The following is a 15238-nucleotide window of genomic DNA, read 5'->3' as shown; positions in this document are numbered from 1 at the left end:
ACCATGACGCACGACACCGACACGACCGGCTCCACGACCGGCACAACCGGCACGACGACCGGCCGCAGCAGCAGCACCGCCACCACGACCCGCACCTCCCCCGCCCGCCGCAGCCGCGCCTCCTTCGCCGCCCTCGCGCTGGGCGCAGCAGCAGCCCTCGCGCTCACCGGCTGCGTCGCCGGCGAGGACGCCCAGGGCGAGCCCGCCGAGGCCGCGGGCGGCGACGCGAGCGCGTCCAGCGGCGAGTGGAGCACCGACACGCTGAACATCGACTTCGCGACCTACAACCCGCTCAGCCTGATCGTCAAAGATCAGGGCTTCATCGAGGACGCCCTCGGCGACGACGTCACCGTCACCTGGACCCAGTCCGCCGGCTCGAACAAGGCCAACGAGCTGCTGCGTGCCGGAGCCGTCGACGTCGGCTCCACCGCTGGCTCGGCCGCGCTGCTTGCCCGCTCGAACGGCTCCCCCATCCACACGATCGACATCTACTCGCAGCCCGAGTGGTCGGCGCTCGTCGTCCCCGGCGATAGCGACATCGCAGACGTCGACGACCTCAAGGGCAAGACCATCGCGGCGACCAAGGGCACCGACCCCTACTTCTTCCTGCTGCAGGCGCTCGACGAGGCCGGCCTGAGCGCGAGCGACGTCACCATCGAGAACCTGCAGCACGCCGACGGCCGCGCCGCCCTCGAGAACGGCAGCGTCGACGCCTGGTCCGGGCTCGACCCGATCATGGCCGCCAGCGAGGCCGAGTCGGGCACGAAGCTGCTCTACCGCAACGTCGACTTCAACACCTACGGGTTCCTCAACGCGACGGAGTCGTTCCTGACCGAGTCGCCCGACGTCGCCCAGGTCGTCGTCGACTCGTACGAGAAGGCCCGCGCCTGGGCCGAGGAGAACCCCGACGAGACGGCGACCATCCTCTCCGGGGTCGCCGGCATCGACCCCGCCGTCGCCACCACCGTGCTCGACCGCACCCACTTCGACGTCGACCCTGTCCCCGGAGCCGCGCAGGCCGACGTGCTGAAGACCGTCGGCCCGATCCTCGTCGAGTCCGGCGACGTCGCCTCGCAGGACGCCGTCGACGACGCCCTCGACACCCTCTTCGACGACACCTTCGCCAAGGACGCCGACGCTTCATGACGTACCCGCTGAGCGGCAACGAGAAGGAGGCGGACGCCCGCCAGGTGGTCGAGCGCAGCCGCGAGGCGGCCGAGCGCGGCGGTCGCGACGGCTACGGTGCGGGCGGCCGCAGCAGCGGTCGTGACGGTCGTGGGGGCGGCCGCAGCAGCAGCGGTGCCAGCGCGAGCAGCGGATCGCAGGAGGCGCGGGTCGGCTCGACCCCCACCTCCCGCGGTCCGCGTCGCGGCCTGGCACTGCTCGGAGCGATCGTTCCCGCGGCCGTCCTGCTCGCGTGGGTGCTCGCGACCGAGGTCGTCGACGTGCCGAGCTACAACCTCCCCTCGCCGTCGGACGTCTGGCTGGCCGGCGTGCAGCTGGCGCAGGCGGGGCTGCTCGGGCAGTACGTCGCGATCTCGGTGCAGCGCGTGCTGATCGGCTTCGCGATCGGGGCCGGCATCGGGATCGTGCTCGGAGCCGTCGTCGGCCTCTCGCGGGTCGGCGAGGCCCTGCTCGCCCCGTCGATCGCCGCCGTGCGGGCCGTGCCGTCGCTGGCGTGGGTGCCGCTGCTGATCCTCTACCTCGGCATCGGCGAGGACTCGAAGATCACCCTCATCGCGATCGGCGCCGCGTTCCCCGTCTTCACGACCGTGGCGGGCAGCCTCCGCCACGTCGACCCCCAGCTGGTCGAGGCGGGCCGCGCGTACGGACTCGGCCCCGTCTCGCTCTTCACGACGGTGCAGCTGCCGGCGGTGATCCCGTCGCTCGTCTCGGGCCTGCGCCTCGCACTCGCCCAGGCGTGGCTGTTCCTGGTCGCGGCCGAGCTGATCGCGTCGTCGATGGGACTCGGCTTCCTGCTCACCGACTCGCAGTACAACGGACGCGTCGACCGCATGTTCCTCGCGATCATCCTGCTCGCCTTGCTCGGGACGCTGACCGACTTCGTCCTCAACGCCGCCCAGCGCGTGCTCCTCCGCCGCTGGCGCTAGCCCGGCCTCCCCCGGTCCCCGGCCCGCGCCTCCTGCGCTGCTGGCCCCGCGCCTCCTGCGCTGCGGGCCCCGCGCCTCCTGCACCGAAGAACCGCGTTCCGTTCAAAGAACCGCGTTGCAACATGGTTCTTTGAACGGAACGCGGTTCGATGCCAGTGGCACACGTCTCGCGTGCTCGCCCCGCGCCTCCTACGCGGTCAGCTCGTCGACGTAGTCGCCGTGCTCCGCCATCCACTGGCGCACCAACGGCTCGTAGTCGCTGCCGCGGTTCTCGTTGAAGAGCACGTTGCAGAGCGAGAGCAGCTCGTCGTCGCTCATCGAGAAGTCGCGCAGCCAGCCGCCCGCGGTCGCGAAGTCGTCGTCGAAGGTGGGGCTGCCGAGCGCGTGGATCTCCTCGGCCGCACCCATGGCGCCTTCCGGGTCCTCGAGGTCGCGCAGCCCGTACGCCTCGTACGCCCAGTGCGGGCGGGCGAGGGTCGCGACGATGTTCTCGCCCGCGGCGTCGGCGGCCTGCAGCTCGGTGAGCAGCGCGGCGGTCGACGACGTGAGGAACTCCATGTCCTCGAGGCCGTAGGTCGGGATCGCCTGCTCCTCGGTGATCTTCGTCAGGCCGGCGCCGGGCTCGAGGCCGACGATCCGGTTGCCGAACAGGTCGGCGTTCGCGGCGAGCTCGTCGAGGGAGGTGATCGGCGCGTCGTCGTTGACGACGATCGTGTTGCGCGCGTCGGTGTACCAGGGGCCGAGGTCGGTGAGGTCGTCCCCGAACTCGTCGAGGTAGGCGGCGTGCGTGTCGGGCAGCCACGAGTCGAGCACCAGGTCGTAGTCGCCCGACGCCACGCCCGAGTACCCCGGAGCCACGTCGATGTCCGTCAGCGTCACGTCGTAGCCCTCGTCCTCGAGCACGGCGCTCCACAGCTCGGACGCAGCGATGCCCTCCGGCCAGCCGGCGAACACGGCGATGGTGATCTCGCCCTGGTCGCCGTTGTCGAGGGCAGCGGCGGGAGGCCCTCCGGGTGAGCACGCGGTCAGTCCGAGCGAGAGGGCGACGGCGGCGCCGCCCAGGGCCGTGGCGAGTCGGGCGTTCTTCTTCATGCGGGTGGTCTTCTTCATGGTGGACCTTTCGTCTGCTCGGCACACGCCGGCACCGAGACGAGGAGGTGCGGTGCGCGCGACTCGACGACGTCACGGACCGCAGACGGCCGCGTCGGTCGCGGCCGCCGAGACGAGCCGCACGGCACCGACCGGCGAGCGCGCGTCAGCGCGGCGGTCGGGTGCCCGGGCGGCTCAGGGGCGTGGCGAGACCGCGCCGAAGTGCACGGTGCGACGCGACCAGACGACGCCGGCGCGGCGGACGACGGAGCCGAGAGTGCGGACGCCGGAGGCGAGGCTGCGGACGCCGGAGGTGGTGGTGCAGTCGACGGGAGCGCGGACGCCAGGGGTGCGGTCGACGGAGGCAGCTCCGGCCCGGGGCGCACACGGTGCCATGTCGGATCCTCCGGGCTCGTCGGGCTGGTCGGGGCTGCTCTCGTCACGCTCGACGACAGTCGTCGCCGAGTTCTGTGACGCAGCCACGGTAGTCCCGATCACGCCCGCTGGCGAATGCGCTGCTGCTCGCGCCTCCTCGCCTGCCTCGCCCGCGCCTCCTGGGTCCCCGGCCCGCGCCTCCTCGCTGCGATGCCGCGTTCCGGACAAGATGCCGCCGTCCAGCGCGGCACGTTGTCCGGAACGCGGCATGACGCCCACCGCTGCCCGACCCGAGCCCCCTCGCCTGCCCAGCACGCACCTCCTCGGCACCTCGGCCGTCACCCGCGCACGACGACCCGCGTTCCGTTCGAAGAACCACCGTGCAACGAGGTTCTGTGAACGGAACACGGTTCGATGCCCGCGGCACACGGTCGGTGTGCCCGGCGCGCGCCCCTACGCCGCGACGCGCCCGCGCTCGCGCTCGCGCCGGCGCCGCCCGCCCATCACGACCACCACCGTCACCATCGCGGCGAGCGCCAGGCCCATGATCGCCGGAGCACCGACGTCGACGGCGCTCTCGAGCCCTCCGCGGGTCGCCTGCGCGCCCAGCCACAGCGCCGTCGCCCCCTGCACCAGGTACGCGACGAGGTACACGGCCGACAGCGTCCCGGCACGGTGGTGCTCGGGAGCGAACCGCGACACGATCCCCAGCCCCGACGCGAAGAACAAGCTGTAGCCGACCCCCGACAGCACGCAGAACACCAAGAACAGCGCGAGCGACTGCTGCGCCGCCGCCAGCACCAGCGCGGTGAAGCTGGCCGCCGTCGCGACCGCCGCCACGACGACCGCGATCACGACGGGCACCCGCCGCGACGCGAGCGCCACGACCGCGATGACGACCATCGACAACGCGATGATCGCCCCGGTCACGAACGAATTCGAGCTGCCGATCAGCGTCGCCCCGATCTCCGCACCCAGCGACAGCACCACCGCACCCAGGGCGTAGGAGGCGCTGACGCAGACGGCTGCGGCGCCCACCGCCCCGAGGAGCCCCCGCGGCACGCTCAGCCCCCGTGGCCGCCACCGCCCGGCCTGTGCGTCCCGGTCGCGGGGCAGGCGCCACACGAGCGCGAGCACCCCGAGCTCGACGACGAGCAGCACCCAGTAGGTGAGGTGCAGCGGCTCCGGCGCGTACTGGACGAGCGCGCCGCCGAGCAGCGTCGCGAAGACGAGGCCGACTGCGGTGGAGGCGGTGCTGATGGCTCCGGTGCGGGCCGAGTTGACGGGCCCGGCTACGTCGATCATGGCGGCGGTGGCCGGGCTGAGCGAGAGTCCGACGCCGAGGCCCATGAACGCACGCCCGACCAGCACCCAGCCGACGTTCGGCGCCAGCGCGAACAGCAGCACCCCCACGATGGAGTTGGTGACTCCGAGCAGGATGCTCGCCCGGCGTCCGATGGTGTCGCTCAGGCTGCCGAAGACGAGCAGGACGACGACGAGCACGAGCGGGTAGACGGCGAAGATCGCCGTCGTGACGAACGGCGTGAGCTGCCAGTCGGTCGCGTAGAGCGGGTAGACCGGCGTCGCGGCGCCGCTCGTCCACAGGGCGAGGGCGAGGACGGAGGCGCAGGTCCAGAACGCGAGGCGCTGAGCGTGGGGCATGAGCGCGACGCTAGCACCCTGGATACGAAAAGCCTATCGAGGTAGGGTGACCGCATGGCAGCTCGCACTCCCCTGGACCCGCGCTGCGGCATCGCCCGCAGCCTCGACGTGCTCGGCGAGCGCTGGGCGCTGCTCGTCGTGCGCGAGGCCTTGCTCGGCCACACGCGGTTCTCGCAGTTCCGCGCCCGGCTCGGCCTCTCGCCCGACGTGCTGACGGCACGCCTCGAGTCTCTCGTCGCCGCCGGGGTGCTGCAGCCCTCGACCTACCGCGAGGACGGAGCCCGCGAACGCGTCGAGTACCTCCTCACCGACGCCGGCCGCGACCTCGCGCCCGTGCTCGCCGCGCTGGCCGCCTGGGGCGACGAGCACGACCCCCACCCCGACGGAGCCGCCCGCGAGTTCACCGCCGCCGACTCCGGCGAACCGGTGCGCGTCGCGTTCGTCACCGACGCCGGACACGTCGTCGACCCGGCCGCCGTCGAGATGCTGCCGCGCGTCGGCAGCTGACCCGCAGCTCCTGTGCTGCCGGCCCGCGCCTCCTCGGCCGCCCGGCCCGCACCTCTTCTGCACCCTGCCGCGCCTCCGATGCACCCCCGAGTGGACGATGCACCCCGACACGACGGGGTGCATCGTCCACTACGGGGTGCCACGCCGTTGCGCAGCCAAGCGCGCCCCCGAGAGCCGCGCAGCCGGCGCACCGAACCGGGTTCCGGTCACAGAACCGCGTTGCTTCGCGGTTCTGTGAACGGAACGCGGTTCGCCGCCACCCCGCGCGCGATCGACCCGCGCACCGCGAGCCACATCACGCCCCCGGCGACGAGCACGAGCACCTCGCTCACCGTGAGCGACCAGACGATCCCCGCCAGCCCGAACACCGCGTTCCCGACGAGCACGATCGGGATGAACAGCACCCCCTGCCCCATCGACAGCACGATCGCGGGCACGGCCCGACCGGTCGCCTGGAACAGCGACGTCAGCAGCCCGGTGAACCCGTTCGCGACCGCGGCGACGAGCTGCGCCGTGAGGATCGTCACGCCGATCGCCAGCACCGACGGATCGGCCGAGAACGCGCCGAACACGGCCTCGCGGAACACGAACACGACACCGGCGAAGACTCCGATCACCAGCGCGACCGCCACGACGGAGGCGCGGAGCGCGGCCCGCAGACGAGCCCCGTCGCCCTTGCCGAACGAGTACGCGAGCAGCGGCAGCACGCCGAGGGTGATCCCCATCACGAGGAACTCGGGCACCTGGGCGATGCGCACCGCGACGCCCATGGCGGCGAGCGCCCCGTCCCCGTAGGCGGCGGCCAGCCGGTTGAGCACGAGCGACGTCACGATGAGGAACGACGCCTGCAGCAGCTCGCTCGCCCCGACCGAGAACACCGGCCCGGTGACGCGGCGCGCCAGCGTGACCCAGCGCGGAGCCAGGCTGACGTGCTCGCCGTGCCGACTCAGCCACACCGCGAAGTACGCGACGGCGACGGCGTTCGCGAGCCCCGTCCCGAGCGCGGCGCCGGCCACGCCCCAGTGCAGCACCAGGATGAACACGACGTCCAGCAGCACGTTGGCCACCGTCGAGATGATCAGGCCGATCATCGTCTGGCGGGCCGCTCCCCCGGCCCGGACGATCTGCTCGAGGCAGAACGCGGCCGCGAGCACCGGCACGAAGGCGAGCATCACGGCGACGTAGCTCGTCGTCTCGGCTCGGGCGGCCTCGTCGGCGCCGAGTACGGCGACGAGCTGGGGCAGCAGGAGGAGCCCCACGGCTCCCAGCACCGCTCCCGTCCCGACCGCGCCCCAGAGCGCGAACGCCGACACGTGCTTGATCTCGCCCGCCTTCGCCGGGTCCGTCTCGGAGGCGCCGAGCAGCCGCGAGATCAGCGCGCCGCCGCCGACGCCGAACACGCCCCCGACGGCCATGACGAGGCCGAGCAGCGGGGTGCCGAACGTGACGGCGGCGAGCATCGCGGTGTCGCGCTGCGACCCGATGAACCCGGCGTTGACGACGTTGTAGAGCGCGCCGACGATCAGCGCGGCGGCCATCGGCACGCAGAGGTGCACGAGGGCCCGGACGATCGGCGCGGCCGAGAGGTACCAGCGGTCGGTGCCGGGCTCCGGTGCGGAGGGCGGATCGCTGACGGCGGCGCCGGAGACGCGGGTGCTGTCGGCGGTGCCGACGGCGTCGGTGACGGCAGTGCCGGCTGCGACGGTGGTGGTGGACGAGGGCTCGACGGAGTCCATGACTGCTCCTCTCCGGGGCAGGCTGGAGCGCGCGCCGACGGACGCCGGCACGGCGAGGGGGTGGAACGGACGGGAGGAGGCGCGGCGTCGCTCAGGACGCCCCGCCGCCGGTCACCGGCGCGGCGGGGCCAGCTGTGCGGTGATCGTGGTGAGCAGGGCGAGCAGCTGGGCCTGCTCGTCGTCGTCGAGCGGCGCCAGGATGGCGTCGTCGACCTCGGCCATCGCCTCGGTGAAGCCCGAGACGAGCTCGGCCCCCGCGGCGGTGGCGTAGACGCGCTTGCGGCGTTCGTCGCCGTCCTCGCTGCGTCTCTCCACGAGGAGGCGGCGCTCCAGCCCCTGGACGAGGCTCGACACGCTCGCCGCGCTCGTCCGCGTCATCTCGGCGATGTCACGCTGGATGACTCCGGGGGTCTGGACGAGGTACCCGAGCACGAACGCCTGCTCGGGAGTGAGGTCGCGACTGCGCACCCAGTCCTCCCCGCCCTTGCGCTGGGCCCAGGCGATCCACCGCACGAGTCCGAGCGGGGTGGTGCGCATGCCCTCGGATTCATTCATGGTCAGGACTCTAACTGTTAGCTATCTAACTGTCAACGTGTCGATGACTCGTCACGACCGCTTCGGCGCCCGCCGCCTTCGCCGGCCGCGGGAACGCAGCCCGCATGTGGTCCGTCGTCAGCAGGTCGCCGATGCCGATCATGAGCAGCGAGAACACGATCTGCTCGACGACCATCCAGCCGGGGTAGAGCCCGGGGATCGTCGCGACGATCAGCGTCACGATCGGGAAGATCCGGCTGAACAGCCTGAGCCGCGAGTACGCCCACCAGTAACCGAGCTGCGCCCGCCAGGCGAAGACGTAGAGCGACGCCGTGATGAAGAGCACCACGGTCGAGCGGAACCACACGGCCCACGGCACGTGCTCGCCTCGGCTCCACAGCACGGCGGCGATGAAGATCGCGGTGAGCCCGACGACGGTCTCGCCGAGCAGCAGCCACCGGATGCCCACGAACGCCCGGACGGTCCGCGGGTGCTCCCGCATGTCCTCGTGGATGACGTGCTCGGCCTGACGCCCTCCCGCGATCCTGTCCAGCCGGAGGCGCCTCCACAGCCGGTCGGCGGAGTCGCTGAGGGCGCTGGTCGCGTCCACACCGTCCCGGGGCCCGACCACCCCGCCTCGCACCGTCCGCACCACCCCATCGTGCCGCATCCACGTCTCGGCACCGTCACTCAGCAGCGATGTCCCAGGCGTATCCGTCGCGCAGAGGGTCGTAGGCGAAGCACGCCGAGAACGACATGACTTGCAGGCCGTCTTCCACACGCCTCACCCAGTACTGCCCCAGGGACTTGCTCCTCAGGAGGAGCCGGGGGTTCCCCGTCGGGCCCTCCGAACGCTCGAACTCGAAGTCAGCAGCGCGTGGCCACCCCGCCTTGAGGTCCCTCTCAAGCTGGTCGAGGTCGAGATGCTCGGTCATGACGACCGCCGTGGAGCTGCCCCAGTTGACCCCGCCGGGGCAGTCGAGGATGGACCCTCCCGGCTTTTCCTGGAGCTCGATCACGAGGTCGACAGGTACGAACGAGGCGATCTCGACCTCGATCGCCTTCACCACGGGCTTGATCTCGGCGAGGGTCTGTTGCGAGACGACCGGCGCGGGCTTCTCGGGGTAGGGAACGGGCATCAGGCTGCAACTTCCGATCAATAACGGGACGGACAGCACGACGGTCGCCGTGCCGATGTTGCGTACGGACCATCTCAACGCGGATCCACCTCCAACAGCTCATCGAGAAGATCGACGAAGACTTGGTTGTTCTCCGCTGAGTCCGAGGCGATCAGCGCGTGGTTGCTGACGAGGGACTCACCCCAGGCCTGCACGGAGTTCCACCTCAGGGCGCGATCGGCGTCGCTCTCGTACTCGTGCTGCTGGAACTCGGGGATGTACTGCGGATTGCTGCCCTTGTAGACGAACCCCGTCGCCTGGGCTGCACCGAGGAAGTCGTCGTAGCGGAACGAGTCGTACTCGGTGTCCTCGTTCGGCAGCCACTCCCGGATCGTGCCCGCACCGGCGAGCGACACGACGTGGTCGAAGCGGGCCCCGGCGACCTCCGCCGCCATGACGTTGGCGGTTCCCCAGCTGTGGCCGATGCCCACGGATCGAGGCAGATCAGCCCCGTCCGAGCCGCCCGCGACGTCGAGACCGCCCTGGAACGCCGCCAGCCGCTGGCCTGCCTCACGGGCGATCGATGTGGTGTTGGCCTCCCCGAGGCCGTCCGCGACGCCCTTGATGCTGTCGGGAGCCACCCCCTCGTCCCCGCCGGGGAACCGTCCGTCCTTGTAGACGAAGGCCACGCTGTCCAGCCGATCGTCCTTGATCATCCGCGCCGCGAACGACTGGACCCCTCCCTTGCCCGACCAGAAGTCGGCCATCTTCGAGTACGTGCCCGGCACGTACGTGTACACGCGCTCAGGCGCACGCCCGACAGGCCACTCCCCCAGCATCTCGACGATCCGGTCGGCGTCCCGGTCGTACGTGTAGAGCTGCACCCTCGGCGGGACGGCCGTCGCACCCCGCAGGTACGCGTTCTCCCGTTCGAGCTCCGCCATCAGCTCCCGGGCCCGAGGGTCGTCCAGGGGGTGTCGCGCGATGTCGTCGATCACGCGCTGGTTCTCGACGACCTGTCCCGCAGCCGTGGACGCGTTGGCCTTGATGCGCGCGAGCGGCGGTACACCGTCCAGGTTGCCGATCAGCCACGGGACCGCGAGCACCAGCGCCTGCTGCGCCACCGACAGGCCGTCTCCCTGGAGTGGACGCAGCCGCGCGAGCGAGTCCCACCACTCGCGCACCGCCTCCGGCGACGCCTGCGCGATCAGACCGGCGAGGAGCGGGTTCTCACCGAAGAGGAGCGCGAGCTCGACGACGGAGAGACCGTCCAGCCGGCGCAGCGCCTCCTCCGGCGTCGTCGACTCGCGGATCTCGACCGCGGCAGCCAGGAACTCGCCTGCCGCCGCGCCGTACAGGCCCGCGATGCAGGCCCCGTCCGCCGCGTCCCGACGCTCGACCAGCTCGGCCCACCTCCGCCCGACCCAGGCCAGCTCGGTGCGGTCAGCCTCCTCGCCGCGGCGGAGAGCCTGCCTCTCGACGTCGCGCAGATCGGATCCGGAGAAGGGCGACGCCGCCTCCTCCGCCTCGAGCACGAGGAGCGAGTCGGACGTGCGGCGCAGAGCCGCCGCGACCTCGGCCCGGCGACGCTCGAGCAGTCGCTGCACCGAGGCGATGTCGCCGACCTCGACCCCGTACGCCTCGAGCACCACGCCGTGCTGCTCGACGGCGTCCATCAGCGTCGCGAACTCCGTGACGAGCAGCTCGCACGCGTCGCAGAAGGCCGACCCCGCCTCGGCCCGCCACTCCGTCGCCGCCCAGCGCAGACAGGACTCCAGGCGGTGCCGGCCGAGCCCCAGGTCGTCGTGCTTCTCGCGCCGCACCCTGGCGAGGCGGGCGATCCCGGCGGGGTCGCCCTTGCCGGGGTCGACCTCGTCGACGCTCATCGGTCGACCTCGGGCGACGCCCCGGAGCCCGCGTCCACCTGCGCCGCGAGCTGCGCGTCGACCTCTCGGACCCCGGCCGCGAAGGCCGTGGCCGTCGCGGCGAGCCGCTCGAGCAGCTCGAGCGTCAGGTCGACGCGTCGCGCGAGGTGCACCGTCACCTCCCCCAGCACGCTGGCCACGCCCCTGCTGCCCAGGGCCGCCGAGCAGTCGCCGGTGAGCACGTGCGAGAAGGGCAGCCCGTCCCGGGCCGTCCGCGCCGTCGCGGCCATCCCCTCCAGAGCCTCGAGGTCCACGTCGATCGTCGCGGTCATGCATCGCCTTCCGTCGGAGGTGGTCGCGTCGACGATATGTCAATGTCTCACGCGAGACCATCACAGTAGCAATGCGAACGCCCGGCCGGGGACGGATCCACAACCGGGCGTTCAGCGCACGGGGGCGCGGGGAGAGACGAGCTACGGGCGCTTGCGCTTCTCGCGCACGCGCATGTTCACCGTGATCGGGGTGCCCTCGAAGCCGAAGATCTCGCGCAGGCGACGCGTGATGAAGCGGCGGTACTGCGGGTCGAGGAAGCCGGTCGTGAAGAGCACGAAGGTCGGCGGGCGGTTGGCCGCCTGGGTGCCGAACAGGATGCGCGGCTGCTTGCCCGAGCGCAGCGGGTGCGGGTGCTCGGCGACGAGCTCGGCCAGCAGGGCGTTGAACTTGCCCGTGGGGATGCGGGTGTCCCACGACTCGAGCGCGAGCTCGAGGGCCGGCACGAGCTTCTCGAGGTGACGACCGGTGCGGGCCGAGATGTTGACGCGAGGCGCCCACGAGACGTGGTCGAGGTCCTGCTCGATCTCGCGCTCGAGGTAGCGACGACGGTCGTCGTCGAGCAGGTCCCACTTGTTGAAGGCGAGCACGAGCGCGCGGCCGGACTCGAGAACGAGGTCAATGATGCGCAGGTCCTGCGTCGAGATGGGCTCGGTGACGTCGATGACGACGACGGCGACCTCGGCCTTCTCGAGCGCGGCCGAGGTGCGGAGCGACGCGTAGAAGTCCGCGCCCTGCTGCAGGTGCACGCGCTTGCGGATGCCCGCGGTGTCGACGAAGGTCCAGATGCGCCCGGCGATCTCGACCTGCTCGTCGACCGGGTCGCGGGTGGTGCCGGCCAGCTCGTTGACGACGACGCGCTCCTCGCCTGCGGCCTTGTTCAGCAGCGAGCTCTTGCCGACGTTCGGTCGCCCGAGGATGGCGACGCGGCGGGGTCCGCCGATCTCCTCCTTGGCGACCGTCGAGACGGCGGGGAGCTTCGTCATGATCATGTCGAGCAGATCGGCGACGTTGCGGCCGTGCAGGGCCGACGCGGGGAACGGCTCGCCGAGCCCGAGGGTCCAGAGCGAGGCCGCCTCCAGGTCCTTCCGGGCGTCGTCGCTCTTGTTGGCGACCAGGATGACCGGCTTGTGCGAGGCGCGCAGCATGCGGACGACGTGCTCGTCGGTGGACGTGGCCCCGACGTTGACGTCGACGACGAACAGGACGGCGTCGGCGAGGTCGACGGCGATCTCGGCCTGCATGGCGACGGACTTGTCGATGCCGATCGCGTCGGGCTCCCACCCGCCGGTGTCGACGAGGGTGAAGCGGCGTCCGCCCCACTCGGCCTTGTACGAGACGCGGTCGCGGGTGACGCCCGGCTTGTCCTCGACGACGGCCTCGCGGCGGCCGAGGATGCGGTTGACCATGGCGCTCTTGCCGACGTTCGGTCGGCCGACGATGGCGAGCACCGGCAAGGCCGGGGCGTACGTGAGGGCGTCGGGGTCCCACTCGCCGCCCTCGAGGACGTCGACGTCTTCGTCGTCCAGCTCGTAGTCCGACAGACCGGCACGCAGGGCGCGGGCGCGCTGCTCCGCGTCCTCGTCGGGCATCGCCTGGATGCGGCCGACCATCTGGTCGTCGAGCTCGGGGTACTTGTCGTCGTCTGCCATGGAGGCTCCTAGCGTGTGGGGGTGCTCGCTCGCACGAGCTCGACCACGGCCTGCACCGTCTGGTCGAAGTCGAGATGGGTGGAGTCGACGGTCGACACGCCCTCGGCGGCGGTCATGAAGTCGACGACCTTGCTGTCCAGCCGGTCGCGGGTCGACAGCTGCCGAGCGGTCTCCTCGGCGGACTGCCCGGTGACCTCGGCGGAACGCCTGGCCATCCTAGCCTCTTCGCTCGCCGTCAACAGGATGCGCACCTGGGCGTCGGGCGCCACGACCGTGGTGATGTCGCGGCCCTCGGTCACGATGCCGGGCCGGTCGGTCGACGCGATGATGCGACGGAACAGGTCGACCATGAAGCGCCGCACCTCCGGCAGCTTGGCCACGTGGCTGACGGCGCCGGTCACACGGGGCGTGCGGATCTCGTCCGTGACGTCCGCGCCTCCCACGGTCACCGAGGAGGCGCGGGCCGGGTCGATCTCGATCGCGTACTCGAACGAGGGCAGTGCCCCGATCACCGCGTCCGGGTCGTCGAGGTCGACGCCGCTGTCGAGCGCGTGCAGGGCGAAGGCGCGGTAGGCCGCGCCCGTGTCCTGGTAGTCGTAGCCGAGGGCCACGGCGGAGGCGCGGCTCACGCTGGACTTGCCGCTGCCGGCCGGGCCGTCGACGGCCACGACGACGTGCCGGTGCACCGCCTCCGCGGTCCGCTCGCGCAGCTCGGCGGTGTGCGCCTCGCCGGCGGGGCCGCCCACGCCGTGCTCGCCGGGCGTGCGCTCGACGTCGGTCTCGACGGGCGAGCCTGCGGAGCCAGCCGAGCCGACGGGCCCGGTCGTGCCCTCGGCGCTCATGCGAACGCCCCGGACACGGTCCAGCCGCGCCCCTCGAGCTCGGCGACGAGTCGTTCTTCTTGTTCGGGCACGATGCTGACCTCCGCGAGTCCCACCTGCGCGCCGGGCGAGTGCTCCAGCCGCAGGTCTTCCAGGTTGACGCCGATGTCGCCGATGTCGGCGAGCAGGCGGGCGATCTGGCCCGGGGCGTCGTCGACGATGACGACGACCGAGCTGAACCGTGTCGACTGCCCGTGCTTGCCGGGCAGGCGTGCGACGCCGGTGTTGCCGGCGCCGATGGCCTCGGCCACCGTGCGGCGAGCGCCCGGGGCCGAGGGGTCGGCGAGCGCCGCGATCACGCCGTCGAGGTCGTCGCGCAGCTCGCGCAGCACCTCCACGACGCGGGACGCGTTGGCGCCGAGGATCTGCACCCACAGGGTCGGGTCGCTGGCGGCGATGCGCGTGACGTCGCGCACTCCCCCGCCGGCGAGCCCCAGGGAGGCGTCGGTCGCGTCGCGCAGACGCGTCGCCATGAGGCTCGACACGACCTGCGGCACGTGGCTGACGAGGGCGACGCCCGCGTCGTGCTCCTCGGGCGTCATCTCGATCGGGGTGGCGCCGAGGTCGAGGGCGAGGTCCTCGACGGCCGCGGCGCGGCGGTAGCTGATGTCGTCGTGGCCGGCGATGACCCACGGACGGCCGGCGAACAGGTCGGCGCGGGCCGAGATGGCGCCGCCGCGCTCGCGACCGGCCATGGGGTGCGAGCCGATGTAGCGCGAGACGTCGGCGCCGCGGGCACGGAGCTCGTCGAGCGGCGCGACCTTGACCGAGGCGACGTCGGTGACCAGCGCCTCCGGGTACGCGTCGAGCTCGCGGTGGACGATCTCGGCCGTGACGTCGGGCGGCACCGCCACGACGACGAGCACGGGGGCGTCGCCGTCGGCGGCCACGCGACCCGCGCCGTAGTCGACGGCGAGGCTGCGGGCCGCGGGCGACGCGTCGTCGAGGATCACGTCGACCCCGTGCTCGCGCAGCCGCAGCCCGATGCTCGTACCGAGCAGGCCCGAGCCGACGATCCGCACCTGACCGTCGAGACGACGGGTGCCGCCGACGAGGTCGTCGACGGTCACGCCGGTCCGTGCCGGGTTCGTGCCGGGCTCAGCGTCGCTGAGATCAGTCGAGGAGGCGCGGGTCGGGTCGGTCACGACCGCCCGCCCCCGCGGGGACCACGTCCCCCGTCGTCGGGGCGGCCGCGGAACGGACGGTCGCCGCCGCGCTCGGGGCGTCCGCCGCGGTCGTCGCGACCGGAACGGTCGTCGCGACCCTGGTAGCCACCACCCGCAGGACGACCACCACGGTCATCGCGACCCTGGTAGCCACCACCCGCAGGACGACCACCACGGTCATCGCGACCCTGGTAGCCACCACCCGCAGGACG

The 15238-nt window shown here is 72.2% G+C and carries 16 protein-coding genes; 3 read left to right on the top strand and 13 right to left on the bottom strand.

The genetic code is table 11. The features are described from left to right. Positions 1–3: 3 nt before the first annotated feature. Complete coding sequence (locus tag ITJ48_RS00150) at positions 4–1146, top strand: aliphatic sulfonate ABC transporter substrate-binding protein (RefSeq protein WP_194611954.1); 1143 nt, start codon at positions 4–6, stop codon at positions 1144–1146. Next, the gene (locus tag ITJ48_RS00145) at positions 1143–2111 is read left to right on the top strand and encodes an ABC transporter permease (RefSeq protein WP_194611953.1); all 969 of its coding nucleotides are present in this window, start codon (positions 1143–1145) and stop codon (positions 2109–2111) included. Before ITJ48_RS00150 ends, ITJ48_RS00145 begins: the two co-directional genes overlap by 4 nt. A gap of 189 nt (positions 2112–2300) precedes the next feature. Here ITJ48_RS00145 and ITJ48_RS00140 read toward each other — a convergent pair whose 3' ends face one another. From ITJ48_RS00140 to ITJ48_RS00130, 3 genes are all read right to left on the bottom strand, one after another. Continuing rightward, on the bottom strand, positions 2301–3221 hold the full coding sequence (locus ITJ48_RS00140) for a glycine betaine ABC transporter substrate-binding protein (protein ID WP_228506165.1): 921 nt from the start codon (positions 3219–3221) through the stop codon (positions 2301–2303). Between the two features lie 174 nt (positions 3222–3395). After that, positions 3396–3596 carry a hypothetical protein gene (locus ITJ48_RS00135; RefSeq protein WP_194611952.1) on the bottom strand — a complete coding sequence of 67 codons (201 nt, stop codon included), beginning with the start codon at positions 3594–3596 and terminating at the stop codon, positions 3396–3398. Positions 3597–4028: 432 nt separating this feature from the next. After that, a complete protein-coding gene (locus tag ITJ48_RS00130) occupies positions 4029–5237 on the bottom strand; it encodes an MFS transporter (protein WP_194611951.1) in 1209 nt (402 codons plus the stop codon). Positions 5238–5291: 54 nt separating this feature from the next. Here ITJ48_RS00130 and ITJ48_RS00125 point away from each other — a divergent pair, with 54 nt between their 5' ends. After that, complete coding sequence (locus ITJ48_RS00125; RefSeq protein ID WP_194611950.1) at positions 5292–5744, top strand: helix-turn-helix domain-containing protein; 453 nt, start codon at positions 5292–5294, stop codon at positions 5742–5744. Positions 5745–5950: 206 nt separating this feature from the next. On the opposite strand, the gene ITJ48_RS00120 is transcribed toward ITJ48_RS00125, so the two are convergent. From ITJ48_RS00120 to ITJ48_RS00075, 10 genes are all read right to left on the bottom strand, one after another. Next, entirely contained in the window at positions 5951–7480 is a 1530-nt protein-coding gene (locus ITJ48_RS00120; protein ID WP_194611949.1) for an MATE family efflux transporter, read from the bottom strand. Positions 7481–7591: 111 nt separating this feature from the next. After that, entirely contained in the window at positions 7592–8035 is a 444-nt protein-coding gene (locus tag ITJ48_RS00115) for a MarR family winged helix-turn-helix transcriptional regulator (protein WP_194611948.1), read from the bottom strand. 25 nt (positions 8036–8060) lie between these two features. Then, positions 8061–8624 carry a hypothetical protein gene (locus ITJ48_RS00110; protein WP_194613239.1) on the bottom strand — a complete coding sequence of 188 codons (564 nt, stop codon included), beginning with the start codon at positions 8622–8624 and terminating at the stop codon, positions 8061–8063. 76 nt (positions 8625–8700) lie between these two features. Then, positions 8701–9153: a hypothetical protein gene (locus ITJ48_RS00105; RefSeq protein ID WP_194611947.1), complete on the bottom strand. Its 453-nt coding sequence runs from the start codon at positions 9151–9153 to the stop codon at positions 8701–8703. Between the two features lie 74 nt (positions 9154–9227). Next, positions 9228–11018, bottom strand: a complete 1791-nt coding sequence (locus ITJ48_RS00100; RefSeq protein ID WP_194611946.1) for a hypothetical protein — start codon at positions 11016–11018, stop codon at positions 9228–9230. Next, positions 11015–11329: a hypothetical protein gene (locus tag ITJ48_RS00095; RefSeq protein ID WP_194611945.1), complete on the bottom strand. Its 315-nt coding sequence runs from the start codon at positions 11327–11329 to the stop codon at positions 11015–11017. Before ITJ48_RS00095 ends, ITJ48_RS00100 begins: the two co-directional genes overlap by 4 nt. 141 nt (positions 11330–11470) lie before the next feature. Further along, positions 11471–12979 (bottom strand): ribosome biogenesis GTPase Der, encoded by a 1509-nt coding sequence (der, locus tag ITJ48_RS00090; protein ID WP_123545333.1) that lies wholly within the window; start codon positions 12977–12979, stop codon positions 11471–11473. Positions 12980–12987: 8 nt separating this feature from the next. Beyond that, on the bottom strand, positions 12988–13821 hold the full coding sequence (cmk, locus tag ITJ48_RS00085) for a (d)CMP kinase (RefSeq protein ID WP_228506164.1): 834 nt from the start codon (positions 13819–13821) through the stop codon (positions 12988–12990). Beyond that, positions 13818–14930, bottom strand: a complete 1113-nt coding sequence (locus tag ITJ48_RS00080; protein ID WP_194613237.1) for a prephenate dehydrogenase — start codon at positions 14928–14930, stop codon at positions 13818–13820. The genes cmk and ITJ48_RS00080 overlap by 4 nt, the downstream gene beginning before the upstream one ends. Positions 14931–14973: 43 nt before the next feature. Then, positions 14974–15238 (bottom strand): hypothetical protein (locus tag ITJ48_RS00075; RefSeq protein ID WP_228506163.1); only part of this gene is annotated, 265 nt, incomplete at its 5' end.

The organism is Frigoribacterium sp. VKM Ac-2530, assembly GCF_015350835.1.
Lineage (GTDB): Bacteria > Actinomycetota > Actinomycetes > Actinomycetales > Microbacteriaceae > Frigoribacterium.
This window is presented reverse-complemented; position numbering and strand designations above follow the sequence as displayed.